At 69.0% G+C, this 22,062-nt stretch carries 23 protein-coding genes; 19 read left to right on the plus strand and 4 right to left on the minus strand.

All coding sequences use genetic code 11. The annotated features are described in order from the left end of the window. The first annotated feature begins 47 nt into the window (after positions 1-47). From L687_RS39995 to L687_RS40030, 8 genes are all read left to right on the plus strand, one after another. Positions 48-1,871, plus strand: a complete 1,824-nt coding sequence (locus tag L687_RS39995; RefSeq protein ID WP_167540723.1) for an ABC transporter permease — start codon at positions 48-50, stop codon at positions 1,869-1,871. 151 nt (positions 1,872-2,022) lie between these two features. Then, on the plus strand, positions 2,023-2,424 hold the full coding sequence (locus L687_RS40000) for a hypothetical protein (protein ID WP_021201472.1): 402 nt from the start codon (positions 2,023-2,025) through the stop codon (positions 2,422-2,424). A 216-nt stretch (positions 2,425-2,640) separates the two neighbouring features. Further along, positions 2,641-3,633, plus strand: a complete 993-nt coding sequence (locus L687_RS40005; protein WP_021201473.1) for a TIGR03557 family F420-dependent LLM class oxidoreductase — start codon at positions 2,641-2,643, stop codon at positions 3,631-3,633. Continuing rightward, positions 3,630-4,460, plus strand: a complete 831-nt coding sequence (gene cofE / locus L687_RS40010; protein ID WP_021201474.1) for a coenzyme F420-0:L-glutamate ligase — start codon at positions 3,630-3,632, stop codon at positions 4,458-4,460. The genes L687_RS40005 and cofE overlap by 4 nt, the downstream gene beginning before the upstream one ends. After that, on the plus strand, positions 4,457-5,491 hold the full coding sequence (gene fgd, locus L687_RS40015) for a glucose-6-phosphate dehydrogenase (coenzyme-F420) (RefSeq protein ID WP_021201475.1): 1,035 nt from the start codon (positions 4,457-4,459) through the stop codon (positions 5,489-5,491). Before cofE ends, fgd begins: the two co-directional genes overlap by 4 nt. A 10-nt stretch (positions 5,492-5,501) precedes the next feature. Further along, entirely contained in the window at positions 5,502-6,173 is a 672-nt protein-coding gene (gene cofC, locus L687_RS40020; protein ID WP_021201476.1) for a 2-phospho-L-lactate guanylyltransferase, read from the plus strand. Then, positions 6,170-7,198 carry a 2-phospho-L-lactate transferase gene (cofD, locus tag L687_RS40025; protein WP_021201477.1) on the plus strand — a complete coding sequence of 343 codons (1,029 nt, stop codon included), beginning with the start codon at positions 6,170-6,172 and terminating at the stop codon, positions 7,196-7,198. The genes cofC and cofD overlap by 4 nt, the downstream gene beginning before the upstream one ends. A 194-nt stretch (positions 7,199-7,392) precedes the next feature. Then, positions 7,393-7,806, plus strand: coding sequence for a hypothetical protein (locus tag L687_RS40030; protein WP_136025495.1), 414 nt, complete (start codon positions 7,393-7,395; stop codon positions 7,804-7,806). A 20-nt stretch (positions 7,807-7,826) separates the two neighbouring features. On the opposite strand, the gene L687_RS40035 is transcribed toward L687_RS40030, so the two are convergent. The 3 genes from L687_RS40035 to L687_RS40045 are packed head-to-tail and all read right to left on the minus strand — an operon-like array spanning position 7,827 to position 10,695. Continuing rightward, on the minus strand, positions 7,827-8,636 hold the full coding sequence (locus tag L687_RS40035; protein WP_021201479.1) for an ABC transporter ATP-binding protein: 810 nt from the start codon (positions 8,634-8,636) through the stop codon (positions 7,827-7,829). After that, a complete protein-coding gene (locus L687_RS40040; RefSeq protein ID WP_021201480.1) occupies positions 8,633-9,703 on the minus strand; it encodes a putative F420-0 ABC transporter permease subunit in 1,071 nt (356 codons plus the stop codon). The genes L687_RS40035 and L687_RS40040 overlap by 4 nt, the downstream gene beginning before the upstream one ends. After that, on the minus strand, positions 9,700-10,695 hold the full coding sequence (locus L687_RS40045; RefSeq protein ID WP_021201481.1) for a putative F420-0 ABC transporter substrate-binding protein: 996 nt from the start codon (positions 10,693-10,695) through the stop codon (positions 9,700-9,702). Before L687_RS40045 ends, L687_RS40040 begins: the two co-directional genes overlap by 4 nt. Positions 10,696-10,925: 230 nt before the next feature. Here L687_RS40045 and L687_RS40050 point away from each other — a divergent pair, with 230 nt between their 5' ends. The 8 genes from L687_RS40050 to L687_RS40085 all read left to right on the plus strand — a co-directional run bounded on the left by L687_RS40050 (position 10,926) and on the right by L687_RS40085 (position 17,458). Next, on the plus strand, positions 10,926-11,906 hold the full coding sequence (locus L687_RS40050; protein ID WP_021201482.1) for an alpha/beta hydrolase: 981 nt from the start codon (positions 10,926-10,928) through the stop codon (positions 11,904-11,906). Beyond that, positions 11,903-13,315: a dihydroorotase gene (locus L687_RS40055; RefSeq protein ID WP_021201483.1), complete on the plus strand. Its 1,413-nt coding sequence runs from the start codon at positions 11,903-11,905 to the stop codon at positions 13,313-13,315. Before L687_RS40050 ends, L687_RS40055 begins: the two co-directional genes overlap by 4 nt. Further along, a complete protein-coding gene (locus L687_RS40060) occupies positions 13,312-14,286 on the plus strand; it encodes an LLM class flavin-dependent oxidoreductase (RefSeq protein WP_021201484.1) in 975 nt (324 codons plus the stop codon). Before L687_RS40055 ends, L687_RS40060 begins: the two co-directional genes overlap by 4 nt. Before the next feature lie 40 nt (positions 14,287-14,326). Next, positions 14,327-15,154, plus strand: coding sequence for an ABC transporter ATP-binding protein (locus tag L687_RS40065; RefSeq protein ID WP_021201485.1), 828 nt, complete (start codon positions 14,327-14,329; stop codon positions 15,152-15,154). Beyond that, positions 15,151-15,984, plus strand: coding sequence for an ABC transporter permease (locus L687_RS40070; RefSeq protein WP_021201486.1), 834 nt, complete (start codon positions 15,151-15,153; stop codon positions 15,982-15,984). Before L687_RS40065 ends, L687_RS40070 begins: the two co-directional genes overlap by 4 nt. After that, positions 15,981-16,814 (plus strand): ABC transporter permease, encoded by an 834-nt coding sequence (locus L687_RS40075; RefSeq protein ID WP_021201487.1) that lies wholly within the window; start codon positions 15,981-15,983, stop codon positions 16,812-16,814. Before L687_RS40070 ends, L687_RS40075 begins: the two co-directional genes overlap by 4 nt. A 135-nt stretch (positions 16,815-16,949) precedes the next feature. After that, entirely contained in the window at positions 16,950-17,201 is a 252-nt protein-coding gene (locus tag L687_RS40080; protein WP_021201488.1) for a type II toxin-antitoxin system Phd/YefM family antitoxin, read from the plus strand. Between the two features lie 8 nt (positions 17,202-17,209). After that, positions 17,210-17,458, plus strand: coding sequence for a Txe/YoeB family addiction module toxin (locus L687_RS40085; protein WP_021201489.1), 249 nt, complete (start codon positions 17,210-17,212; stop codon positions 17,456-17,458). Positions 17,459-17,620: 162 nt separating this feature from the next. Here the strand turns inward: L687_RS40085 and L687_RS40090 are convergent, their stop codons facing one another. After that, the gene (locus L687_RS40090) at positions 17,621-18,697 is read right to left on the minus strand and encodes an ABC transporter substrate-binding protein (RefSeq protein WP_021201490.1); all 1,077 of its coding nucleotides are present in this window, start codon (positions 18,695-18,697) and stop codon (positions 17,621-17,623) included. A 193-nt stretch (positions 18,698-18,890) separates the two neighbouring features. Here L687_RS40090 and L687_RS42025 point away from each other — a divergent pair, with 193 nt between their 5' ends. Genes L687_RS42025 through L687_RS40100 form a run of 3 tightly spaced genes read left to right on the plus strand, consistent with a single transcriptional unit; the run spans position 18,891 to position 21,979 of the window. Further along, entirely contained in the window at positions 18,891-19,895 is a 1,005-nt protein-coding gene (locus L687_RS42025; protein WP_167540724.1) for an alcohol dehydrogenase catalytic domain-containing protein, read from the plus strand. 30 nt (positions 19,896-19,925) lie between these two features. Further along, the gene (locus L687_RS40095; RefSeq protein ID WP_021201492.1) at positions 19,926-21,116 is read left to right on the plus strand and encodes a CaiB/BaiF CoA transferase family protein; all 1,191 of its coding nucleotides are present in this window, start codon (positions 19,926-19,928) and stop codon (positions 21,114-21,116) included. Continuing rightward, positions 21,116-21,979: an amidohydrolase family protein gene (locus L687_RS40100; protein ID WP_021201493.1), complete on the plus strand. Its 864-nt coding sequence runs from the start codon at positions 21,116-21,118 to the stop codon at positions 21,977-21,979. The genes L687_RS40095 and L687_RS40100 overlap by 1 nt, the downstream gene beginning before the upstream one ends. The last annotated feature ends 83 nt before the right edge of the window (positions 21,980-22,062 follow it).

Here is a 22,062-nt window from a genome sequence, read left to right on the forward strand (position 1 = left end):
CGATGTTCAAGGCAGGACGGACCACGGGGCGAAAGCGTCCCACCACGATGACGATCGCGATGATCGTCTCGGGCGCGGTCATCTTCATCCTTCTCGCGGTACCACTGATCGTCCAGGTGATCACCGCGTTCCGTGGTCCGTTCCTGCCCTTCGGCGTCTCGTCGGCCCAGTGGGGTGTCGAGAACTTCGTCACCCTGTGGCAGCTGCGCGAAGACTTCTGGGGCGTGCTCGGCGCGACCGGCGCCTTCGTCGGCGGGTCCACGCTCCTCACGCTCCTGATGGCGTTCGGCCTCGCCTGGGTCACGGTGCGCACGGATGCCCCGTGGCGCCGTCTGATCTCGGTGCTGGTGATCGTGCCGTACATCATCCCGCCGATCGTGAAGGCCCAGGCCTACCTGCTGATGCTGTCGCCCGAGTCGGGGGTGCTCAACCAGCTGCTGCGGCTGCTGCCGTTCGCGAGCGACGTGCCGATCGATCCCTATGCGTTCCCGACGATGATCTTCATCCAGGCGCTCACGAACGTCACGTTCCCGTACCTGATGATCGTGCCGATCCTGACGAACATGGACGGCTCGCTGGAGGAGTCGGCGCGGGTCTCGGGGGCCTCCTGGCCGCAGACGCTTCGTCGAGTGACGCTACCGATGCTGTGGCCGGGGCTCCTCGGGGTGACGGTGCTGACCTTCATCCTCGGCCTCGGCAGTCTCGAGGTGCCGCTGCTGTTCGGCCAGGAGTCGGGACGCGACATCTTCGCCCTCAAGCTCTGGACCCTCATCAGCTCCAACGCGGGCGAACTGCCGCAGTACGGTCTGGCCGCCGCATGGGGGCTGGTGTTCCTCGTGATCACGACCGTCGCGTTCGCGATCTACCTGCGGGCGACACGCAACGCCGAGCGCAGAGCCTCGGTGTCGGGCAAGGGCTTCCGGCCGTCGACCATGCGGATGGGGCCGTGGAAGATCCCGGTCATGCTGCTGGTCGCCGTGTTCATCCTGCTCACCGGCATCCTCCCTCTGCTCGCTCTGCTGTGGGCGGCGATCACGCCCTATCCGGTGGCGTTCTCGATCGACGCGATGCTCGGCAGCACCGACTTCGGCGCCTTCGGCACGGTGCTCGCCGACCCCGAGTTCTGGGTGTCGCTCGGACGCACGGTCATCATCGCGGGCGGCAGCGCCACGATCGCGGTGGTCTTCGCCACGGTGCTCGCCTACGGCATCGCCCGCAGCAAGAAGACCGGGTGGGTGAAGGCCATGGACCTGTTCGCCTCCTCATCGGTCGCGATCCCCGCGACCATCGCCGGCTTCGCGATGTTCCTCACCTTCATGGTGATCAACCCGTACATCCCGATCGCGGGCACGCTGCTCGCGCTCGTGATCGCGTACTCCTACCGGGTGTCGATCGCCTACCGCTCGTCGTACAGCGCGACGCTGCAGATCCGACCCGAGCTGGAGGAGGCGGCGCTCACCAGCGGAGCGAGTCGGTTCGAGGGATTCCGACGCATCATCGCGCCGCTGCTGATGCCGACCGTGATGGCCGTGTGGATCCAGATGTTCATCCTCGGCACCAATGAGTTCACGCTCCCGGCGTTCCTGGCGACCCCGTCGTCGCGGCCGCTGTCGATGTACATCTACGCCATGATCAACCCGCGGTCCGCACAGCTGTATGCGCCGGACCAGGGGGCCGCGATGGCGCTGATCTTCACGCTGATGGTGTTCGCGATCGGCTACGGCCTGCAGTGGGCGCTCTCTCGCCGAGCGATCGGTCGCACACGCAAGGCGGTCTCCGCGGGTCTCCCCGACCTCGCCGCCGCCTCTCCTGCTCCCGCTCCCGCCGATTCCGCGACGGTGACCCTGGCCGTGCAGCGTCACAAGCGCTGACCCCGTCCGCCGAGTGCATGGCTTCCTGTCGAGTGCACGGCTTCCTGGCGTGAAGAAGCCGTGCGCTCGACGAGATCCCGTGCTCTCGACGGATAACGTGCGTTCGACGGGTAACGTGCTCTTTGTCGTGTGGGGGAGAGGAGAGGGAGCGATGCGTGTACGCGCACCATCGGCCAAGGCCGGGATCGTCGTCGGAGCCCTGCTCATCCTCCCGATGCTCGGGGTCGTCCTCGCCGTGATGGATCTGTTCGCCGGATATGTCTGGTCGCTGCTGGCGGTCATCGCGCTGGTGGTGTTCACCGCGCGGGTGTTCCGTGGTCCCGGAGAGAGCATGGCGCCGCGGCCGTGGTGGCGGATGACGACGACGGCTCTCTCCAGCGCGGTCCTCTCCGTGCTCTTCGCGGTTCAGGCCGTCGTCGGTCTCTTCCGAGCGGGGACCGCCCCGTTCCCGGCCGCTGTCGTTCTGGGCGCGCTGCTGACGCTTGCGGTGGCCGGGGCATATGCGCTCTCCGCGACCCGCCTCGCCCGCGTCGAGCGGCCGCACAAGGGATAGCCCGCCCTCGCTCCCTCGCTCCCACCCTCTCGCTCCCGCCCTCTCGCTCCCGCCGAGTGCACGGCTTCCTGTCGAGTGCACGGCTTCTTGGCGTGAACACGCCGTGCGCTCGGCGAGATCCCGTGCATTCGACACCACTCCGAACCTCTCCCTTGACTTTTGGATCCAGTATCCATTCAATAGGAACAGCAGGAGAAGAAAGGGTGAGGAGGCCGCATGCACATCGGGTACGCCGCGATGCTCGAGCAGATCGAGCCGACCGCCGTGATCGAGAACTGCGTCCTCGCCGAGGCGCACGGGTTCCGCGGGATCATGGCCACCGATCACTTCCAGCCCTGGCTTCCCCGCCACCGCAACGCCGCCCATGTGTGGACCATGCTCGGCGCGATCGGCGCGCACACCACCGGCGACCTCGGCCCCGGCGTCACGACCCCCGGCTTCCGCACGCATCCCGCCGTGGTCGCGCAGGCCGCAGCGACGCTGGCGACCCTCTACCCCGACCGGGCCTGGCTCGGCGTCGGATCGGGGGAGGCGCTGAACGAGCACATCGTCGGCGAATACTGGCCCGAACCCGCCGAGCGCATCGACCGCATGTTCGAGGCCGTCGACCTGATCCGCAAGCTCTTCACCGCCTCGATCGCCGGTCGCGACACCCGCCACCGTGGCGAGCACTTCCGCATGGAATCGACCCGGCTCTGGACGATGCCGCCCACTGCGCCACCGGTCTACGTGGCCACGGCGGGCCCGGCCACCGCTCGCCGCGCCGGCCGGAACGCCGACGGCCTGATCACGACCTCGGCCGAAGTCGAGCGCCTCGCCCCGCTGCTCGCCCGATTCGCCGACGGGGCACGGGAGGCGGGGCACGACCCCGAGGCCCTCCCGAAGGTGCTCCAGCTGCGGCTCTCGTGGGCGCCGACCGACGAGCAGGCCCTCGCGAACGCACTGACCGAGTGGCCGATCGGCGGACTCCGGATGCGCCGGGGCGACGTGCGCTCGCCGTACGACTTCGAGCAACTCGTGCGCGGGGTGACGGCCGACGACATGCGGGCGTCGATGCTCATCTCCGCTGACCCCGAGGTGCACCGCGCGCAGATCCAGCGCTACGTCGACCTCGGCTTCACGCGCATCTACCTGCACAACGTCGGGCCCGACCAGCGGGAGTTCGTCGAGGTCTTCGGCCGCGACGTGCTGCCGAAGGTGCACGCATGAGCGCCCCCGCGATCACCGTCTTCGCCCTCGCCGGCATCGGCGAGGTGCACCCCGGTGATGACCTCGTGGCCCTGATCCTCGCGACCGGCGTCGAACTCGCCCACGGCGACATCCTCGTCGTCACCTCGAAGATCGTCTCCAAGGCCGAAGGCCGCTACGTACAGGCCGCCGACCGCGAAGAGGCCATCACCGCCGAGACCGTGCGGCTCGTCGCCTCTCGCACCTTCGACGGGCACACCATGCGCATCGTCGAGAACCGGCTCGGCATGGTGGCCGCGGCCGCCGGCGTCGATGCCAGCAACACCCCGGACGGCTGGGTGCTGCTGCTCCCCGAAGACCCCGACCGTTCGGCGCGTGCGCTCGCCGCGGGACTGCGGGCGGCCACGGGCGCGGAGGTGGGCGTGATCCTCAGTGACACCCTCGGCCGTCCCTGGCGCGAAGGGCAGACCGACGTCGCGATCGGCGGCGGGGGCGTGCACATGATCGCCGACCTCCGTGGCACGACCGACCAGGCGGGAAAGGTCCTGAGCGTCACGACCCCGTGTGTCGCGGACGAGCTCGCCGCGGCCGCAGATCTGGTCAAGGGCAAGGCGAGCGGCAACCCGGTCGCCGTGGTGCGAGGGCGGGGCGACCTTGTCGGACCCCTCACCCTGCCCGGGGCCGCCAGCATCGTGCGCGGCGCGGAGCGCGACCTCTTCTGGTTGGGCACCGCCGAAGCACTCGACCAGGGATACCGCGACGGTTACGCCGCTGCGCTCGCAGACCTCGGCACCCAGGAACAGCACCTACACGCACAGCAGGAACCCGACACGAAGGATGCGACATGACACTGACTCTCGGATACAAGGCCAGCGCGGAGCAGTTCGACCCCCGGGAGCTGGTCGAGATCTCGGTCGCGGCCGAGGCGCACGGCATGCAGTCCGTGTTCGCGAGCGACCACTTCCAGCCCTGGCGCCACACCGGCGGCCATGCTCCGTTCTCGCTCACCTGGATGGCGGCGGTGGGCGAGCGCACGTCGAGCATCCGCATCGGCACCTCGGTGCTGACCCCGACCTTCCGTTACAACCCTGCCGTGCTCGCGCAGGCGTTCGCGAGCCTGGGCTGCCTGTACCAGGACCGCATCATCCTCGGCGTCGGCTCTGGCGAGGCGCTGAACGAGATCGCGACCGGATTCCGCGGCGCCGGGGAGCAGGAGTGGCCCGAGTTCAAGGAGCGCTATGCGCGGCTGCGCGAATCCGTGCGTCTGATGCGGGCGTTGTGGTCGGGCGACCGGGTGAACTTCGACGGCGAGTACTACTCCACGCACGACGCCTCGATCTACGACCGTCCCGAGAGCGGCATCCCGATCTACATCGCCGCGGGCGGACCGATGGTCGCGCGCTACGCCGGGCGCGCGGGCGACGGCTTCATCTGCACCTCGGGCAAGGGCCAGGAGCTCTACGTCGACCAGCTGCTCCCGGCCGTGAGAGAGGGGCTCGAGCAGTCCGAGCGCTCGTTCGACGACTACGACCGGATGATCGAGATCAAGCTGTCGTACGAGGAGACCCGGGAGGCGGCGTTGGAGAACACCCGCTTCTGGTCGCCGCTGTCGCTCTCGAAGGAGCAGAAGCACGACATCACCGACCCCGTCGAGATGGAGAAGGCCGCCGATGCGCTGCCGCTCGAGACCATCGCCAAGCGCTGGATCGTCGGGAACGACCCGGATGCCGTGGCCGCCGAGATCCAGCAGTACATCGATTGGGGCTTCAACCACCTCGTCTTCCATGCGCCGGGCCACGACCAGCGCCGGTTCCTGCAGCTCTTCGAGCGCGACATCGCCCCCCGGTTGCGCGACACCGCTGCCGAACTGCGCGGGTGAGGCGACGGAGATGATCCGCGGTTCGGGAGTCGGGGTGCCGCTGCCGGGAGTGCCCGCTCGTGAGTGGATCGTGGTGATCCCGGTGAAGCGCGCCGAGATCGGCAAGTCGCGGTTGCGCATCCCCGGCGTCGATCGCGAGCCCCTCGCCCGCGCGATCGCCCTCGACACGGTCGAGGCGGCCACCGCATGCGAGCGCGTCGTCGAAGTCATCGTCGTCACGAGCGACGAGGTCACGGCGACCGCTCTGCGTGTGCTGCCGCGGGTGCGACTGGTGCGCGACCGCAGCGAAGGGCTGACCGCGGCGATCGGGCTCGGCGTGAGCGCGGCCCCCGACATGCGCCCTCGTGCCGTGATGCTCGGCGACCTGCCGGCGCTGCGCCCCGACGAGCTGGCCAGGGCGCTCGCGTTCGCCTCTTCGCACTCCCGGGCGTTCGTGCCGGACGCCGAGGGCACCGGCACCGTGCTCGCCACGGCGCGGGCGGGTTTCGACCTCACTCCGTGTTTCGGGGCGGACTCGGCCTCCGCACATCGCGCGGCCGGCTTCGTCGAGGTCGGGTTTCCCGTCTTGAGCGGTCTGCGACGCGACCTCGATCATGCCGAGCACCTGCGGGCCGCCCGCCGTGCCGGACTGGGCCCGCGCACCGCGGCGCTGGTCGACCGACCGCTGGTGCTCGCCTCATGACCGGCGGCGTCGCCGACACTTCCGATGGCCCGCGCATCGTCGTCCTCGCCGGTGGCGTCGGCGGATCGAAGTTCGTGGTCGGTGTGCGGGAGGCCGCACGGCGACGGTGGCCGGATGCCGCGGGAGGAGCCCGAGCCGAGATCACGGTGATCGTCAACACCGGCGACGACCTGTGGCTCAGCGGCCTGCGGCTGCAGCCCGATGTCGACTCGATGATCTACGCGCTCGCCGGTGTCAACGACACCGCACGCGGATGGGGGAGGGCGGGAGAGAGCGAGCGCGTCGCCACCGAGTTGCAGGCATGGGGAGCCGGCTGGCCGTGGTTCACGTTGGGTGACCTCGACCTCGGTGCCCACATCGCCCGCACAGGCTGGCTCCGCGACGGCGCCTCCGTGACCGAGGTCGTCGATCGCCTCGCCTCCCGATGGCCGCTCGGCATCCGACTGCTGCCCATGACCGATACCGAAGTCGACACCCACGTGTTCACCGCCCAGGGTCGGATGCACTTCCAGGAGTGGTGGACCCGGCATCGTGCGACCCTCCCGGCGCAGGGGTTCGATGCCCCGGGGATCGCGCAGTCCGCGCCCGCACCCGGAGCGGTCGACGCGCTGGCTGCGGCGGACGTCATCCTGTTCGCCCCGTCGAATCCTGTGGTCTCGCTCGGGCCGATCCTCTCGGTCCCCGGCATCGCCGACGCCGTACGTGCCGCCCCCGGAGCCGTGGTCGGGGTGTCGCCGATCATCGCCGGCGCGCCCGTGCGCGGTATGGCCGACGCCTGTCTGGCCGCCATCGGTCTCGCCGCCACGGCCGACGCGGTCGGACACCACTACGGGGCACGCGCAGCCGGCGGACTGTTGGATGCGTGGCTCATCGCCGAGGAGGATGCTTCTCTCGCAGGCGGGCTCGAGGCGGCCGGGCTGCGCGCGCCGGTGCATCCGCTGTGGATGCGCGATCTCGACACTGCGACGGCTCTCGCCGCCGAGGCTCTCCACTCGGCTGAGCTCGACGCGCACCAAACGTCATAGTCACAGGTCTCGAAAGACTGGCCGAAAGTTCCCAGTCTTTCGGCGTAATGACCGGGCCCCCACCGCCGTCTCTCCACTGTGAGGGTTGTCCGGCCGAAAGGGGGTCGGGCTGTGCGAGGGGTGAGGGAATCGTGAGTGGTCGAAGTCGAGTGGACCGGCTCTTCGAAGAGTTGGAGGTCGAGTGCGGCGCGAGCATGCAGTGCATCACGGAACGGGCGTCCGCCCTGCTGGGGCTGGACATCGAGGTCGACGTGTTGAACGAGGAGGAGTGGCGGGCCGTTCCGCGGTTCCTGCTCGTCGACGGTGACCGTGCGAGGATTCCGGTCCGCCGCTCCGATCCGCAGTGGTACCGACTGCACGTGGTGATCCACGAGCTCTCGCACCTGCTGTGCGGGCACACGCGATGCGAGAGTCTGCCCATGACCTTCGACCAGCTGCGGAAGCCCGCGCAGGTATGCGCGCTCGTCGGGGTGGGAGGGGGTGCCGGCTCCGTGGCGCTCGACGACTGCCAGGAGCAGGTGGCGCTGGAGGCCGAGGCGGAAGCGCTCGCGCACCGCTTGGGCTCGTTCGTCCTCGCTCCGCAGTTCGCATCCGCCGAGCTCGTCTGAATCCCGATCGTCCGAACCGGTCAGCGCGTGAGGGCGGGAGCCGCATCGAACACGATCAGCGGACGATCGCTGCCCGGCCGGAGGAGCACCTCGGCGTCGACCTGCCAGACGCGCGCGATGAGCTCCCGCGTCAGCACCTCCTGTGGGGAACCCGCCGCCTGCACGTGACCGTCGGCGATCACGACGACGCGATCGGCGAATGCCGCCGCGTGATTGAGATCGTGCAGAGCAGCCAGCACGGTCATGCCGTCGCGCGCGAGGGACGCGAGGAGGGCGAGTGCGTCCAGCTGCGCGCGGATGTCGAGGTGGTTCGTCGGCTCATCGCACAACAGCAGCGCCGGTCGCTGAGCGAGGGCCCGCGCGAGGTTCACCCGTTGGCGTTCGCCGCCGGACAGGGTCGCGGCATCGCGCTCCGCGAACTCGAGCGCCCCCGCGCGGACGAGAGCCGCATCGGTGGCGACGGCATCCGTCTGCGCCCCCTCGAACGACAGCCACCCGCGGTGGGGAAGCAGTCCGAGCCCGACGATGTCGCGCCCGGTCATCCCCTCGGCGGTCGACCACTCCTGCTCGACCAGGGCGACGCGCTGTGCGCGCTCCCGCCGCCGCATCGACGGCAGCGATGCGCCGTCGATCGCGAGGGTCTCGACCTCGCCCCGCAGGGTTCCGGCGATCAGCCGCAGCAGCGTGCTCTTGCCCGAGCCGTTGGGTCCGAGGAGAGCGGTCACCGAACCTCCGGGGGCGGTGATGTGCATGTCGTCGCAGAGGATCCGACCCCCGTGCGCGAATCGGATGCGTCGGGCATCGAGGCCGTCCTCACGCACTCCGGTCATGCGCGGCTCTTCCGCATACGCAGCATCAGCAGCGCGAACACGGGGCCGCCGATCAAAGCGGTGACGATCCCGACCGGGAGCTCGCGTGGCTCGAACACGGTGCGGGCGATGGTGTCGGCCCAGATGAGGAACACGGCGCCCGCGAGGAACGAGACCGGCAGCAGCGCGCGATGCCGGGCGCCGACGACCGCCCGAACCGCGTGCGGCAGGATCAGTCCGACGAAGCCGATCGACCCGCTCACCGCCACGAGCGCTCCGGTCAGCAGCGCCGTGCACACGAAGAGCAGCACGCGCAGCCGGGTCACCGGGATGCCGAGTGCCTCGGCCGCGGTGTCACCCAGTACGAGGGTGTCCAGTGGCCGGGCTGCAGCCAGCAGGGGGACGGCGCAGACCACCACGGCGACCCCGGCGAGGGCGGCGTCCGCCCAGTCGGCACCTCCGAGGGAGCCGAGCAGCCAGCTGAGGATCTCACGGTAGCTGTCGTTCGTCGCGCTCCAGAAGATCACGAGGCTGGTCAGTGCCGCGAGCACGGCCGACACGGCGAGACCGGCGAGGACCACGGCGGTGGCTCCTGCGGAACCGGCCGCGCGCGCGAGGCCCAACGTGAGTGTCAGGGCGAGCAGCGCACCCGCGAACGCGGCGAACGGCAGTGCCACCGCCGCACCGAGCACGATGACGATCACCGCGCCGGTCGAGGCGCCGGAGGACAGACCGAGCAGGTAGGGATCGGCGAGCGGGTTGCGGGTGAGGGCCTGCATCACGGCACCGCACAGGGCCAGGCCGCCTCCGACCGCCGCGGCCGTGAGAACGCGGGGTACTCGCCCCTCCCAGATGATCGCGTCGCGGAGCGGGGTGAGGCCTGTGGCCGCGCCGGTCAGGTGCGACCACACGCTCGCCGCGAGCTCGGCCGGGGCGACGTCGGCCGGCCCGATCGCGACCGCGGCGACCACCGATCCCGCCAGGGCGAGCAGCAGCACCGTGATCGCCGAGACGGTACGTCCCCGGGGGTGGGGGGCGGATGCCGCCGTGACAGGGAGCGCCGTGATCAGCGGAACCGTGACGCTCACTGCTCTCCGAGCTGCGTCACGATCGATTCCACGGCCGTCACGTTGCGGATGCCCGCCTCGGTCGCCGGGAAGTCGACCAGCACGTACCGCTCGTTCCGCACCGCGTCGAGCTGTGCGGTGACCGGGTTCGAGGTGAGCAGCGCGATCTTCGACGCGGCGGTGTTCCAGGCGGCGTCCACCAGCACGATCACGTCGGGGTCGGCCTCGGCGATCAGCTCCCACGAGCTCGACGTCCAGGTGTCGTGCACGTCGGCGAAGACGTTCTCGAGCCCGGCGGCCGACATGATCATCTCCGGCGCGCCGATGCCGGCGCCCACGAAGGGCTGGTCGGTGCCGGACGAGTACCAGAGCGCCGTGAGGCCACGGTCGTCGGGGGTGATCGCGTCGAGCTCTGCGCGCTGCTCGGCGATCAGCGCGCTCGCCGCCTCCGTCTCGCCGAGCAGTTGGCCGGCCTCCGCGAAGCCATCGAAGACCGTGTCGAACGTGAGCGGGTCGGGCATGTAGGCCGGAGCCTTGCAGGCCGCGGGGGCGACGTAGGTGGTGATGCCGAGATTCTGCAGGTCGGCTCGCTCACCGGCGCCGTCGACCGAGAAGTTCGACTCCCATCCGGCGAACACCAGGTCGGGCTCGAGGTCGAGCACGGCCTCCTTCGACGGCACCTTGTCGGAGACGACCGGGATGTCCTCGGCATCCGCCGCGAGATCGTCAGGCAGCGGGCCGTCGGAGAAGGCGGAGCCGATGATCCGATCCCCGGCGCCGAGGGCCAGCGCGAGTTCGAGAGTCGACGACTTCACGGTGAGGATGCGCTGCGGCGTGGCGCCGAGCGAGACCTCGGTGCCGCAGTTGTCGAGCACGATCGGCTCGGTGCTGGGGGTTTCGGCGTCGGGCGCTTCGGCCGATGACGCCGGCGCGCCGGCGCAGCCGCTGAGTCCGGCGGCGACGAGCAGGGCGAGGGCGGGGAGGGCGCCGAGGGCGCGGGCGGTGGCAGGCATGGTTCTCCGGGAGACGAGGACGGGAAGGGCGCAAGAGAGAGCACGTTCGCAGTCCAGGTCGGGACCACCGGCGTCGGCCAATCGGGTCGACGCGATGGGGTCATGGTAGTGCGGATACTGGATCCAAATCAATACTGGATTCTGGATCCAAAATCGACGAGGATGGAGAGCGCCCCACCGCAGCGGCGCACATCGCCGATCGCGACGCCGCGTTCAGCCGAGAGGAACCCATGCAGACCACACCCGTCTCGTACTTCAGCGAGGGTCAGCGCATCTCCGCCGTGTGGCGCACCCCCGATCATCAGGGTCCGTACCGCGCGATCGTTCAGGGCCCCGGTTGGCTCGGGCTGAAGGACGCCAAGCTCTACGTGCGCTACCACGAGGCGCTGGTCGATGCCGGCTTCGCCGTGCTCGTGATCGACTACCGCGGCTTCGGCGACTCCGAAGGCGACCGCGGATACCTCTCGCCGGCCTGGCAGCTGCAGGACCTGGTGAACGCCGTGACCTACCTCACCACCCGCGACGACGTGATCGCCGACGCGATCGGGGTCTTCGGCACCGGCGGCACCGGGGGCGGCAACGCCGTGCTCCTCGCCGACGCCGACCCGCGCATCAAGGCCGCGGTCAGCCAGGTGCCGGTCGCCGACGGCGAGGACTGGCTGCACCGCATGCGCAGCGAGTACGAGTGGCTCGACTTCCAGAAGTCCCTCAAAGAGGACCGCCGCCAGCGCGTCGCCACGGGGGAGGGGCGGATCGTGCACCCCCGTGAGGAGATCATGATCCCCACGGCCGAGCGTCGGGCGACGAAGATCAAGGCCGACGTCGACGACCGCATCCCGACAGCCGTGCCGCTCGCGTGCGCCGAGGGCATCATCGCGTACCGGCCGATCGACGCGGCCGGCCGCCTGACCACACCGCTGCTCGTGATCGGCGTCGAAGGCGACGCCACCACCCCGACCGACCACGCCGAGGCGCTTTACGAGGCGGCACGCGGACCGAAGCAGCTCATCATGCAGCGGCACACCACCCACTACGCCGCCTACGACGCGTACTGGGAGCAGACCACCCCGGTGATCGTGGGCTGGTTCGACCGGTACGTGCGCCCGGCGCACCTCATCCACCGGTCTTCGCCGTCGCCCGCGATCGGCGAATCCATCACCACCGAAACCGTGCAGACACAGTCCGACAGCAAAGAGGAGGTCGCGCGATGAGCGTGGATCTGAAGATCACCGGCGGCACCGTCGTCACCCCCGCAGGGCCGGTCCTGGCCGACCTGCTCGTCGCCGACGGCAAGGTCGCCGGCATGGTCGCGGCCGGTACCGACGTCGCGGCCGCGCGCACGATCGACGCCGCGGGCAAGCTCGTGCTTCCCGGCATGGTCGACGTGCACGTGCACACCCGCGAGCCCGGCTACGAGCACAAGGACGACATCTACACGACGAGCCTGCAGGCCGCGGCCGGTGGCGTCACCACGATGTTCGGGATGCCCAACCTCAAGCCGCCGACCACCGACGTCGCCACGTTGACCGACGTGTTCCACCGGTACGAGGAGTCGTCGATCGTCGACTGGAACCACAACCCCGCGCCGACGAAGTTCGATGAGATCGCCGGCATGAGCGAGATGGGCATCCGGGCGTACAAGATCTACATGGTCGTCGACACGGGCCGCGACTACCCGCACCCCTCCGGCACCGGCATCCACAACCACGGCCACCTGCTCGAGATCATGGATCACATCGCCCAGACCGGCAAGCGCTTCATCGTGCACCCGCACGACCAGGCGCTCATGGATTACATCGAGGGCGCCTACCTCGCCCGCGGTGAGAACACCCCCGAGGGCTACGCCTCCGCCTACGCCGCGCGCGAGGGTGTGATCTGGGACACGGCCATCGACGTCGTGCTGCGTCTCGCCGAGGCCTCCGGCTGTCCCGTGCACATCGCGCACATCCAGACCCGACGCTCGATCGAGGCCGTTCGGCGCGCCAAGCAGAACGGCATCGACGTGACCTGCGAGGTCAACCACTGGGCGCCGTTCCTGTCGACCTGGAACGACGTCGAGACCCTCGGCCCGTACGCGCTCAGCTACTGGGTGCCCGACGACAACCGCGCGGCCGTCTGGGAGGGCATGCGCGACGGCACGATCGACATCGCCGCCAGCGACCACGCCCCGCACACGCGCGAGGAGAAGGAGGTCGGGTGGACGCAGATGTGGAGCTCGCACACCGGCACCCCCGGCATCCAGTACTACTACGAGCTCATGCTCGACGCCGTGAACAAGGGCGAGCTCGACCTGCAGCGCGCGATCGACATGGTCGCCCACATCCCCGCAGCCAAGTTCGGCCTGGAGGGTGTGAAGGGGTCTCTCACGATCGGGGCGGATGCCGACATCGTCATCGCCGACCTGGCCGAGGAGTGGACCATCACCAACGACGGCGTGCTGTCGAAGATTGGCTGGACCCCCTACGACGGGCGCACCATCAGCGCCCGCATCCAGCGCACGCTCGTGCGCGGTGTCGACGTCTACGTCGGCGACGAGGTCGTCGGCGACCGCACATTCGGAAAGCTCGCCGCATCGGCGGAAGACAGGGCGGCGTTCGCCGCTGGAGAGGAACTGACATGAAATTCGGACTGCTGCTGCCGCACTTCGGCGAGGAGGCGAGCAAGGAGAAGCTCCTGGAGGGATCGAAGCTCGCCGAGAGCTTCGGATTCGACTCCGTCTGGGTGCGCGATCACCTGGTGTTCGAGCCGCACGGCGAGATGGAGAAGCCGAACCGCACGTTCTACGACGCGCTGACGACTCTCACTGCCATCGGTGCCGTCACCGACAAGATCGAGCTCGGCACCGGATCGCTCATCCCGTTCCGGCACCCGCTCGTCACCGCTCTCATGGCCGGCACGATGACCCAGCTGCTCGGCCCGCGCCTGATCCTCGGCTTCGGCGCCGGCACGTTCGACCACGAGTTCGACGCGATCGGCTGGGGCGACCTCGACCGCGTCGAGATGGTGCGCTCGAACGCCGAGATCCTGCGCCGCGTCTTCACCGAGAACGATGTCACCTACGACGACGGCATCTTCACATTCGAGAACGTCACGATCGAGCCCAAGCCCGTGGGGGGACGCATCCCGTTCTGGTACTGCGGCGCGACCCCGCGTTCGGCCCGTCTCGCGGCGGAGTTCGCCGACGGGTGGATGCCGGGACGCACGGGCCTGCTCACCATGGAGAAGCGCATCAAGACCATGCGCGAGATGACGGACGAGAACGGCCGCCCGATGCCGACCATCGCCGTCATCCCGCCCACGTCGATCGAGGACACCCGCGAAGAGGCGCTCAAGCACGTGAACATCCCGGGCCTTCTCGCCTGGGCGAACAAGGCCAAGTTCGCGGTGAAGCCGCCGTCCGGCAGCTTCGAGACCGTCGAAGACCTCGAAGGACAGCTCATCGTCGGCAGCCCCGACGAGGCGGTCGAGCAGATCAAGCGGTTCGAGGAGGTCGGCACCGAGCACCTGGTGTTCGACTTCCGCTTCAAGTTCGATCGGTTCTTCGAGCAGATCGAACTCCTCGGCACCGAGGTGCTTCCGAAGCTGCGATAAGTCGCGCACCGACGCGCGGCGATGAGACGAGAGGTCGACGATGACTGACGTGAACGACACCGCACGGGACTCGGCGGATCCGCTGATCTCGGTCACCGGGCTCTCGGTGAGCTATGACGTCGCGCGGACGGGAAAGAAGCTGATCGCCATCGAAGACGTCGACCTCGACGTGTTCGAAGGTGAGTTCATCACGGTGCTCGGCCCGTCGGGGTGCGGAAAGACGACGTTCATGAACGTCATCGCCGGCCTCGTCGCGCCGAGCACCGGGGCCGTCCTCGTCGATGGGAAGCAGGTCGACGGCCCTGGTCCCGACCGGGCCGTTGTCTTCCAGGACTACGCCCTGCTGCCCTGGCGCACCGTGTTCGACAACGTGAAGTTCGGACTCGAGATGCAGAAGGGCCTGCGCACCGCCGACTGGCGGGCGAAGGTGCAGGAGGCCATCGAGATGGTGGGGCTCGCGGGATTCGAGTCGTCGTACCCCCGTGAGCTCTCCGGCGGCATGCAGCAGCGCGTCGGGCTCGCCCGCGCGTTCGTCGCGGAACCGCGCATCCTGTTGATGGACGAGCCGCTCGGTGCCGTCGACGCCCTCACCCGCGAGGTGATGCGCGACGAGATCGAGAAGCTCATCGAGGCGACGGGCAAGACCGTCCTCTTCATCACGCACTCGATCGAGGAGGCCATCCTCCTCGGTGACCGCATCGTCGTCTTCAAGAGCCACCCCGGTGCGATCAAGGAGATCATCACGACCGGCATCCCGCGCCCGCGCTCGGAACGGTCGGTGCAGCACGATCCGCGCTTCCTCGAACTCCGCGACCACCTCTGGGAGGCGCTGGAGGGTGAGGCCACGGCAGCGGCGGTGTCGAAATGACCGCGCTGCTCGCCACCGGGCCGAACCTCGGCAGGGGTGGCCTCGCCGCCTGGCTCGCGGGGCTGAGCGCCCGGGGCAAGGCGGCGGTCATCGCGGTCGAGGTCGTCATGCTCCTCGTGCTCTGGCAGCTGGTCGTCGGGGTGTTCGGCTGGATCAGTCCGGTCTTCCTGCCGCCGCCTCTGGCCATCGCGCAGGGGTTCGGCGAGATCGTGGCGAACGGATCGCTCGCCGCCAACGCCGGCATCTCGGTGCAGGCGTGGCTGACCGGTTTCGCGCTCGCGGTGGTCGTCGGCATCCCGGTCGGGCTCCTGATGGGAACATCGCTTCCCGTCGACCGCGTGATCGGTCCGATCGCGTGGACGATCTACGCCACGCCGTCGATCGCCTATCAGCCGCTCGCGAAGGCGTGGTTCGGATTCGGCATCGGTCCGGTGATCTTCCTCGTGACGATCAGCGCGATCTTCCCGATCCTGCTCAACGTCGCCGCGGGCATGCGCACCACGAACCCGTCGATCATCCGCGCCGCCCGCGTGTACGGGGCGGGGCGGATGCGGCTGTATCGCTCGGTGTACCTGCCGTCGACGATCCCGTTCCTGTTCGCGGGGCTGCGGCAAGCGGTCGTCCTCGCCACGATCGGCATGGTCGTGGCCGAGCTCGCGGGCTCGTCGAGCGGCATGGGCGCGCTCATCATCCGCGCGTCGAACACGTATCAGACCGACCAGGCGTTCGCCGCGATCGCCGTCGTCGTGCTGTGGAGCGTGGGCATGACCCAGGTGGTCACGGCCATCGAACGCGGGGTCGCGCCGTGGACGAGGAAGGGCACGCGATGAGCGTCGTCTCGGCAACCGGAACCGTCCGCATCGTGCGACCGCGGCGGGTGGTGCGCTCCGGCGAGGGAAAGTGGACCCTGCTCCTGATCGGGGTGATCGCCGCAGTGCTGCTCTTGTGGGAGGCGGCGGTCAGCTGGTTCCACTGGATACCGGCGGCCTTCCTGCCCGCACCGACCGCGGTGGCCGCGGCGTTCGGCCAGCTCATGGTCGACCCCGAGTTCTGGAGCGCCTTCGCGTTCAGCGTCACCAACCTGCTGATCGGCCTCGCGATCGCGATCGTCGTCGGTGTGGTCGTGGGGCTCGCGGTCGGCTGGTCGCCGGTGCTGCGCTTCATGGTCGCCCCGTTCCTGTGGGTGCTGTACTCCACGCCCAAGGTCGCGCTCGCCCCGCTGTTCATCCTCGGCCTGGGCCTCGGCAGCGAGTCGAAGATCGCCCTCGTGATCCTGCTGGCGGTGTTCCCGATTCTGCTGAACACGATGGAGGGCGCGGTCACCGTGAACCCTTCGCTCGTCAACGCGGCCAGGGTGTACGGCGCGAAGGGGATCGGCCTCGGCTGGAAGGTGATCTTCCCCGCCACGCTGCCCTACATCCTCTCCGGCATCCAGCGCGGTGCGGCCCTCGGCTTCACGGGCGAGGTGCTCGGCGAGTTCCTCGGCGGCACCGGCGGCCTCGGTCACCTGCTCGAGTTCGCCGCATACCAATTCCGGATGGACGAGGCCATCGCGATGGTCGTGGTGATGGTCATCATCGCCAACCTCACGCTGCTGCTCATCTCGATCCTCCGGCGCCGGCTGGCGCCCTGGTACGACGAGCGCAAGATCGTCGGCTGACCGGCACCGACGCAGACTCCCGACGCCCCTCGACTCCCGACCCCCGTCTCATGCGCGACGGGGGTCGGGTCCGTTCGGCGGGCATTCACTCGCGATCGAGTGGTACGCTTTGTTGTACCACTAGGGAGGTGGAGGATGTCCGCGATCTCGGCTACCGAGGCCCGCAAGAGCCTGTTCGGCCTTATCCAGCAGGTGAACGATGACCATGCGCCCGTCGAGGTCGTCTCCCGACGTGGGAACGCCGTCATCATGTCGAAGGACGACTACGACGCCCTCACGGAGACGGCGTACCTGCTGCGAAACCCTGTGGGTGCAGAGCGACTTCTCTCGGCGATCGAGCGTGCGCGCCGCGGTGAGGCCGAGCAGCACGACCTGATCGACGAGTGACTCGGAGATTGGCCTTCGACCCCCATGGGTGGGAGGACTACACGTACTGGCAGGGCCAGGATCGCAAGACGCTGAGGCGGATCAACCAGCTCATCGCCGACGTTCTCCGTGATCCCTTCGAGGGCATCGGGAAACCGGAGCCGCTGAAGCACGTGCTCTCCGGGGCGTGGTCCCGCCGCATCGACCAGGCCAATCGCCTCGTCTACTACGTGAGCGACGAGCAGATCGTCATTCTCCAGGCTCGCGACCACTACTAGGACGCGGGCCGAAGGGCCGTCTAGTCGACTGCCGGCTGGGTGTGAAGTGGCATCGCTCTGTATCCCGCGGGAGTTGCGGGGCCTAAGCGAACACGCCAGCCGCCATACAAAGAGGCCCCACCGCCATGCGCAACGGTGGGGCCTTTCGTGCGAGTCAGCGACTCACGGGTAGGTCAGCGTGGCCGGTCCCTCGTTGTCGAGGCCCAGGAGCTCCTGCGCCTTGCGGAGGTAGACGAGCTGCTCGTCATCGAACTCCAGCGGTTCGAGCTTCTGCGTCTCGATGGTGGTGTCCCACGCCTCGCCGTCGAAGTACAGGTTCGGGCAGGCGAGGTGTCCGTCGAGGATCCAGACGCTGTCCGAATCACGCAGTTCCGCGACGTCGAAGTCGTTGGCCTCGTAGATGTCCAGCGCCTCCTCCGCGTTCTCGGGGAACTCGCCGGGCGCGGGCGCCGTCATGAAGTCGGTGCCCTTCAGCGTGGCCCGCAGGAACCGGACGAGGGTATTCGGATTCTCCTGCGCCCACTTCGTGCCGGCGATCTGCACGTCGTTCGCCCAGTTGCGCAGCGACTCGACCACGATGTTCGCGCCGTGAGCTTCGAGTGCTGCCCTGTCGTCGGCGTAGAACGGCTGCAGGCTGATCTTGTCGTTGACGAAGAACTCCGTCCACGACTCCGATCCGGGGCCCGGGTAGACGACCTCAGTGTCGACGGATGCGACGTCCCAGCCCTCCTCCTTCAACACCTGGGCGCGCTGGAACTCGGCCGGGTCGCCGGGAGTGCCGGCCAGCACGATCGACGTGCCGTCGAGGTCGTCGACGCTCTTCACGTCGGACTGCACCGCGAAGTCGAAGTTCTGCCGGCAGTAGTGGCCGGAGACCAGATCGATCTCGACACCGCCGCGGATGGCGTCGATCACGGTGCCGGTCGACTCGACGCCGATGTCGGCACTGCCGCTGGCGACGGCGGCCGTGACGTTGTCGGCGGTGATGACCTCGACGGTGAGGCCCTCGTCTTCGTAGTAGCCGAGGTCGGACGCCAGGACGAACATCGAGTACATCGTGATGTCGGGGAAGGGGATGGCCACCGTGATGCTGGTGTCCTCCGCGGCTCCGGGTTCGCCGTCGCCGAGGTCGACGGGTCCTTCCGGTGTCGGCGTCGGCGAGGCGCAGGCGGCGAGCAGCGTCAGTGCTGCTGCGCCCCCGACCGCGGCGATGCCGAGTCTGTTTCGTGTCGTGCGCATGACTCTCCATTCGGGCAAGTGCGTGCGACTCCTCCGTGGAGTGGGGCGCCTCACGCGGATTTTGGGATACGGTATCCAATTTGGAATCGGGTGTCCATGGTTTGCGGGATATCGTGCTCGAACAGGGTCTAGACGACCGTGATGAAAATTGGATACAGTATCCCAAACAGATTCCCGCGATGAAGAGGTGAAGATGCGTGCCGCCGTGCTGAGCCGTCATGACCTGGACGGGCTGACCGTCGCGGTCGCGGATGTCCCGGCACCCGGCGACGGCGAAGTGCTCGTGCGCGTGGAGACGGTCGGGGTGAATCAGCTCGACCTCAACGTCATCGCCGGTGTCGGCCCAGGAGCACGGGCGCAGCTGCCTCGCATCCTCGGGATCGACCCGGCCGGCGAGATCATCGCCATCGGAGCGGGTGTCGACCAGAAGCGGATCGGCCAGACCGTGGTGGTCAAACCCAACATCGCCTGCGGGCAGTGCGCTCATTGCCAGGCCGGAGACGAAGCCGATTGCCCGAACCAGACCGTCGTCGGCGTGCACCGCGACGGGGGAGCGGCCGAGTACGTCGTCGTCCCCTCCCGCAACGCGATCGACCGCCACGCCCTCGACGCGGCACAGGCGACCGCCGTCGTGCACAGCGCCTCCATCGTGATCAACGCCGTGCGCACGGTCGCGCTCGCCGCGGGCGACAGGGTGCTCGTCACCGGCGCGGGCGGAACGCTCGGACGCGCGGCCGTTGCCGTAGCCCTCGCTCGTGGGGCCCAGGTCGTCGCCGCGTCGCGCCGTACTCTCTCACCGCTCGGAGACGAGCAGCTCATCCAGGCTTCGGGAGCTCCCGCGCTGGCGGCGGCCCTCGACGGGGGAGAGGGGTTCGACGTCGTGCTCGATGTCTCCGGCCACGCTCCGACCCTGAGCGCCGGGATCTCGGCGTTGCGGTGGGGAGGTCGGGCCGTGTTCTGCGCGGCATCCGTCGACAGCGACCTGCGCATCGACGCCCGCGACTTCTACCTGCGTCGCAAGCGGCTGTCGGGTGTGGCCAGCGCACGCTACGACGATGTGGCCGAGGCTCTCGCGCTCGCCGCCGCCGGGGCCCTGCCCTCGCTCGTCGGCCGCCGCTACGCGCTGGACGACATCGCCACGGCGTATCGCGATTTCCCCCGCAAGGGCGACGGGAAGGTCGTCGTCGATGTGCGCTGACCGCCCTCGGTATCGAAGAGGAGACCAGAAGTGACGAATTCCGCATCACCCGGCGCGGGTGCGCTGGCCGGGATCCGCGTGGTCGAGCTGGGCCAGTACATCTCGGGTCCGTTCGCGGCCAAGCTGCTCGCCGACCTCGGCGCCGACGTCGTCAAGGTCGAGTCGCCCGAGGGGGACCCGATGCGCCGATGGGAGGGGCGGGCGACCATGAGTCCCCAGTTCGCCGCCTACAACCGGGGCAAGCGCGGGGTCGTGCTCGACCTCAAGAGCGCCGAGGGGCTCGCTGCGCTGTTCGGCCTGGTCGACGATGCCGACATCGTGCTGGACAACTTCCGCCCCGGTGTCGCCGAGCGGCTCGGGTTCGGCCCCGATGCGCTGCACGAGCGCAACCCGCGGGTGATCACGTGCTCGATCACCGGTTTCGGCCCCACCGGGCCGGCCGCGAAGCGCCCTGCCTACGACACCGTGATCTCGGCGACCGGCGGCATGTACAGCCAGGTGGTCCCGGCCTCCACGATCCGTCCGCTGGGGCCTGCGTTCTCCGATCTGCTGTCGGGGATGTCGGCCGTACAGGCCGTGCTCGCCGCCCTGCACGCCCGTGACGTCAACGGGGTGGGCGAGCATGTCGAGGTCACGATGGTGGGTGCCCTGCTCGACTTCCTCACCGAGTCCGCTTCGGCGTTCCTCGAGACCGGACAGGTCTCATCGCCCGACTCGCGTCCGCGCCGCGCGCAGGCCTACGCCTGCCGGGGGTCGGACGACAAGGCCTTTGTGATCCATATGTCGGTGCCGGAGAAGTTCTGGACCGGACTGCTCGACGTGCTCGAGCGGCCCGATCTCGCCGACGACCCGCGCTTCTCGACCCGGGAAGCGCGCGTGCGCAACTATGACGAGCTCGACGTGGTGGTCAAGGAGATCGCCGCCACCCGACCCCGGCAGTACTGGCTCGACCGGCTCGCCGCGCACGACATCCCGCACGGTCCGCTGAACACGATGGGCGACCTGTTCGACGATCCGCAGATCGCGAGCATGGGTCTGGTCGAGGAGATCGAGGGGCCTGATGGCGCGCTGCGCGTCCCGGTGCCCAGCATCCGGTTCCAGCGGTCCGGTCGACCCGAGCTGCGATACGCGCCGGCGCTCGGCGCCGACACCGAGGAGATCACGGGACTGCGGACCGAATCTGAATCCGAACCCGCACGAGCGAAGGAAGGGGCAGCCTGATGTCCGGTATCGACGACCTCGTCGCGATCGACGTCCACACCCACCCGCAGACCGAGGAGTTCATCGCGGCGATGGGCCAGCGGCACTCCCAGATGTCGGCGCACTTCGGGCGCGAGCGGCCGGTGGTGTCGTTCGCCGAGCAGGCCGATCAGTACCGCGACCGCAAGATGATGGCCGTGATCGTGAACTCCGACTCGGAGACCACGAGCGGAATCAAGGGTGCACCGAACGACCTCCTCGGCAAGGCGCAGCAGGATCACCCCGATGTGTTCCTCGCCTTCGCCGGCATCGACCCGTGGAAGGGCGAGGCCGCGGTCGCCGAGATCCGTCGGATGCACGCCGAGTACGGCATCAAGGGCGTCGGCGAACTCAACCCGTCGCGGCAGAAGTTCCTCGCCAACGACCGTCGCTTCTTCCCGATCTGGGAGACCTGCGCTGAACTCGGGCTCGTGGTGATGTTCCACTCCGGGTTCCCCGGCGCCGGTGCGGGTACTCCCGGTGGCGGCGGATATCGGCTCGAGAACGCCCGCCCTGTGCCGTACATCGACGACGTGGCTGCAGAGTTCCCCGAGCTGAACATCATCAGCGCGCACCCGGCATGGCCGTGGCACCTCGAGAACCTGGCGATGGTGTGGCACAAGTCGAACGTGTACCTCGACCTGTCGGGGTGGGCGCCGAAGTACCTGCCGCCCGAGGTGGTCCGCTACGCCGACTCGCTGATCTCCGACCGGGTGCTCTTCGGGTCGGATTGGCCCGTGATGACCGCCGACCGCTGGATGGCCGAGTTCGACGAGCTCGGGCTCAAGGAGGAATCGCGTCGGAAGATCCTGCTCGACAACGCACGCACGCTGTTCCGACTGTGAGCGCGAAGGAAGGAGCCGATCGTGGCTGAACTGGTGATGGCCGCAGCGACCCCGCACAACCCGCTGCTGTGGCGGGCGATGCG

This window comes from Microbacterium maritypicum MF109 (genome assembly GCF_000455825.1).
In the GTDB taxonomy this organism is placed as follows: domain Bacteria; phylum Actinomycetota; class Actinomycetes; order Actinomycetales; family Microbacteriaceae; genus Microbacterium; species Microbacterium maritypicum_A.

Excerpts from the sequence above, each read along its gene's own strand:
- L687_RS39995 (WP_167540723.1), top strand. The coding sequence starts at position 48 with ATGACGATCGCGATGATCGTCTCGGGCGCGGTCATCTTCATCCTTCTC.
- L687_RS40000 (WP_021201472.1), top strand. The coding sequence starts at position 2,023 with ATGCGTGTACGCGCACCATCGGCCAAGGCCGGGATCGTCGTCGGAGCC.
- L687_RS40005 (WP_021201473.1), top strand. The coding sequence starts at position 2,641 with ATGCACATCGGGTACGCCGCGATGCTCGAGCAGATCGAGCCGACCGCC.
- cofE (WP_021201474.1), top strand. The coding sequence starts at position 3,630 with ATGAGCGCCCCCGCGATCACCGTCTTCGCCCTCGCCGGCATCGGCGAG.
- fgd (WP_021201475.1), top strand. The coding sequence starts at position 4,457 with ATGACACTGACTCTCGGATACAAGGCCAGCGCGGAGCAGTTCGACCCC.
- cofC (WP_021201476.1), top strand. The coding sequence starts at position 5,502 with ATGATCCGCGGTTCGGGAGTCGGGGTGCCGCTGCCGGGAGTGCCCGCT.
- cofD (WP_021201477.1), top strand. The coding sequence starts at position 6,170 with ATGACCGGCGGCGTCGCCGACACTTCCGATGGCCCGCGCATCGTCGTC.
- L687_RS40030 (WP_136025495.1), top strand. The coding sequence starts at position 7,393 with ATGCAGTGCATCACGGAACGGGCGTCCGCCCTGCTGGGGCTGGACATC.
- L687_RS40035 (WP_021201479.1), bottom strand. The coding sequence starts at position 8,636 with ATGACCGGAGTGCGTGAGGACGGCCTCGATGCCCGACGCATCCGATTC.
- L687_RS40045 (WP_021201481.1), bottom strand. The coding sequence starts at position 10,695 with ATGCCTGCCACCGCCCGCGCCCTCGGCGCCCTCCCCGCCCTCGCCCTG.
- L687_RS40050 (WP_021201482.1), top strand. The coding sequence starts at position 10,926 with ATGCAGACCACACCCGTCTCGTACTTCAGCGAGGGTCAGCGCATCTCC.
- L687_RS40055 (WP_021201483.1), top strand. The coding sequence starts at position 11,903 with ATGAGCGTGGATCTGAAGATCACCGGCGGCACCGTCGTCACCCCCGCA.
- L687_RS40060 (WP_021201484.1), top strand. The coding sequence starts at position 13,312 with ATGAAATTCGGACTGCTGCTGCCGCACTTCGGCGAGGAGGCGAGCAAG.
- L687_RS40065 (WP_021201485.1), top strand. The coding sequence starts at position 14,327 with ATGACTGACGTGAACGACACCGCACGGGACTCGGCGGATCCGCTGATC.
- L687_RS40070 (WP_021201486.1), top strand. The coding sequence starts at position 15,151 with ATGACCGCGCTGCTCGCCACCGGGCCGAACCTCGGCAGGGGTGGCCTC.
- L687_RS40075 (WP_021201487.1), top strand. The coding sequence starts at position 15,981 with ATGAGCGTCGTCTCGGCAACCGGAACCGTCCGCATCGTGCGACCGCGG.
- L687_RS40080 (WP_021201488.1), top strand. The coding sequence starts at position 16,950 with ATGTCCGCGATCTCGGCTACCGAGGCCCGCAAGAGCCTGTTCGGCCTT.
- L687_RS40090 (WP_021201490.1), bottom strand. The coding sequence starts at position 18,697 with ATGCGCACGACACGAAACAGACTCGGCATCGCCGCGGTCGGGGGCGCA.
- L687_RS42025 (WP_167540724.1), top strand. The coding sequence starts at position 18,891 with ATGCGTGCCGCCGTGCTGAGCCGTCATGACCTGGACGGGCTGACCGTC.
- L687_RS40100 (WP_021201493.1), top strand. The coding sequence starts at position 21,116 with ATGTCCGGTATCGACGACCTCGTCGCGATCGACGTCCACACCCACCCG.